Annotated in this window: 3 protein-coding genes; 1 reads left to right on the forward strand and 2 read right to left on the reverse strand. The window is 58.3% G+C overall.

The genetic code is table 11. The features are described 5' to 3' along the window. Positions 1 to 209 precede the first annotated feature (209 nt). Both BO1_RS55975 and BO1_RS60555 read right to left on the reverse strand, forming a co-directional pair. A complete protein-coding gene (locus tag BO1_RS55975) occupies positions 210 to 806 on the reverse strand; it encodes a Rossmann-fold NAD(P)-binding domain-containing protein (protein ID WP_156992819.1) in 597 nt (198 codons plus the stop codon). Continuing rightward, a complete protein-coding gene (locus tag BO1_RS60555) occupies positions 757 to 927 on the reverse strand; it encodes a Rossmann-fold NAD(P)-binding domain-containing protein (RefSeq protein WP_245644152.1) in 171 nt (56 codons plus the stop codon). The genes BO1_RS55975 and BO1_RS60555 overlap by 50 nt, the downstream gene beginning before the upstream one ends. Before the next feature lie 42 nt (positions 928 to 969). Between BO1_RS60555 and BO1_RS55980 the strand changes: the two genes are divergently transcribed. After that, the gene (locus BO1_RS55980) at positions 970 to 1740 is read left to right on the forward strand and encodes a LysR substrate-binding domain-containing protein (protein WP_084688856.1); all 771 of its coding nucleotides are present in this window, start codon (positions 970 to 972) and stop codon (positions 1738 to 1740) included. Positions 1741 to 2451: the final 711 nt, after the last annotated feature.

Genomic DNA, 2451 nt, shown 5'->3' on the forward strand with positions numbered 1-2451 from the left:
TGCTCTTAACGCCAACGCTTGGGCCGTCTTGCGCCGCATCGTGAGTGCCTTCAGTTGATCGCGTTCCGATCCGCTGAGCACGAGTTCCCTCTTGGGGCGTCCGCTCATCATCGCCTCCTCGCATGAGGTGACACACCGGACACAACTATAGGAGGCGATCAATATTATTCAATGAATTTCTAACTCGGATCACTAGCCTCCTTTATGCACTACGTGCGAGAGCTACTGCGACCGCGCATGCCGATTCCTCGCGTTGTGGAGTGTGCCGCTTCGGCGAGCCGATAGATGTCGGCGCTTTCGAGTACGGTGGCGTCACTCCCGTGACGCGCAACCTGGAGCATGGCCTGCCCCATGCTGACGGTGTCGAGAGCCTTGCCGGGGAATAGCTTTCGTAACCCGACGAAGATCCAACGCAGATATCGATAAAGTAGCCGCAACAGCCGGGTTTGCGATTGTTCACCGTTCATTGGAAGAATGAAGCCGGGACGAAACAGGAAGACCACCCGAAACCCCCGGCGTTGTAGAGCGTTTTCGGTTTTACCATTGACGCGTGCCCACATGACGGGGCCTTGTTCAGTGGCATCAGTGCCGCCGCCGGATACATAGACGAACACCATGCGAGGATTGCGGCGCGCGAGTGCACGGCCGGCGGCCAATGGCAGATCGTGGTCGATGCGGACGCAGCCGGATTCGTCGATCTCGTTTGCGGATACGCCAAGACAGAAAAAGCACGCGTCGTAGCCTTCGAGTTGCGTTTCAGACGAAAGCGGGCTTGTCGCCGTCGGTTCCCGGTTTGTTGACGCCAACGTTGGCGCGCACGAGCTTTTCGGGATGTTTCACGAGGTCTACGACCAGAGCGGCGACACTTTTACGTGAAACCTCGGTGCCCTTGAACGGTTGGTCGCGTGAGGTGACCTCATAGTCCACTTCTTCGTTGTCCTGCAGCTGCTCTATCGAACGACCCGCGACATGTCGCTGACCGAGGAAGGGCATCGGCTCTACGAGGTTTGGTATCCGGCACTCATTGCGCTTGAGCGAACCGTTGACGCGTTGCACGATGAGCGTGACGAACCTTCGGGTTTGATTCGTATGAATACATCGCGCGTCGCCGCCAAAACCCTCATAGAGCCGCATCTGGAGGAGTTCGGTGCCCGCTTTCCCAAATTGGGACTTGAGTTGGTAATGGACGACGGACTCGCGAACATCGTTGCGGATGGCTGTGATGTTGGCATCCGGATAGGCGAGAGCCTCGCACCGCACATGATTGCGGTTCCTGTAACGCCCCCGCTGGAAATGGCCGTGGTTGGAACGCCAACATATTTCGAGCGTTATGGCGAGCCCGCGACGCCAGGCGATCTGATTCGACACAACTGCTTACGCTTCCGGCAGGTCAGCGGAGCGATCCATCCCTGGGAGTTTACGTCGCCAGAGGAGCCGGGCCATAGTTTCATGGTGGAACCGAGAGGAAGCGTTACGACCAACGACGACGACGGGATGATCCGCGCGGCGCTGCAGGGCGTTGGGCTTATCCAGCACATTGACATCGCCGTCCAGCCATATCTGGATTCGGGGGCGTTGAAGCGCGTACTGGGGACATGGTGCAAGCCGTTTGCAGGTTTTTATGTCTACGCGCCAACGCGTGCGCAGATGCCGGCGAAGGTCAGGGCGCTTATCGACTTTCTGGTGGGCAAGCGCGAATTGATGGCCATCCTTTCCGCCGCCAGACAGGGCACGCAGTAAAAGTTGACTGGTGCACGGCCTGGGAATCAGAAAAATGGCTTTGACATGGGTGTAGAGGCTGGAAGCGTTCGCGCTTCAGATATTCGTTGCGAAATTGAGACGACGGGACGAAGCCGCCAAGGGAGCGAGAGAGGTGCGGGACGGTATGTGCCCGCGGATCTTTCGGTCCATTCTGTTCCGCCATCCGATGGGGGTAGATCCGGGGGTAACCGGGCAGCGTGACATTGGCCGTACCCTTACGGGGCGGGCCTCAGCAGCCGCAATGTGAACGCGACCCGGTCCGCCCGAGGACTCATGTATCGCAGCACAAGCTGTCGTATGTAAAAAGCGAAGCGGTTTGAGTGCGACCTGGCCTCGGCATGAAGAACGGAGCCTCGGTCGCGTCGGCCGGCGTACGCAGTTCTTCCATGATGTCCAGTGGCATTCCCACTGCGTAGTCGATTTGCGAATCCATATTAGGTACCCTGATTCTGGTTGGGGTCACTGTCTCTGGTCTCATCTCGTGAGCAATCGGAAGCTCCAACGCCGTAGTCGCCACACGCTTTTGGGTGTCCTGTCTCGCAGCTTTCGACGTCTCGAAGCACCAGGAGTACTTCGCCCTGGGCGCGAAGTCTGATGGCGGCACAAAGCCAGGAGCGAAAGGAGTAAAGCAGTGCTCCAATACTGCTCTTCAATCTGAGGCGACGTAGCACAGGAGCTTCTTCCTGGAGC

Source organism: Paraburkholderia oxyphila NBRC 105797 (assembly GCF_000685075.1).
GTDB classification, from domain to species: domain Bacteria; phylum Pseudomonadota; class Gammaproteobacteria; order Burkholderiales; family Burkholderiaceae; genus Paraburkholderia; species Paraburkholderia oxyphila.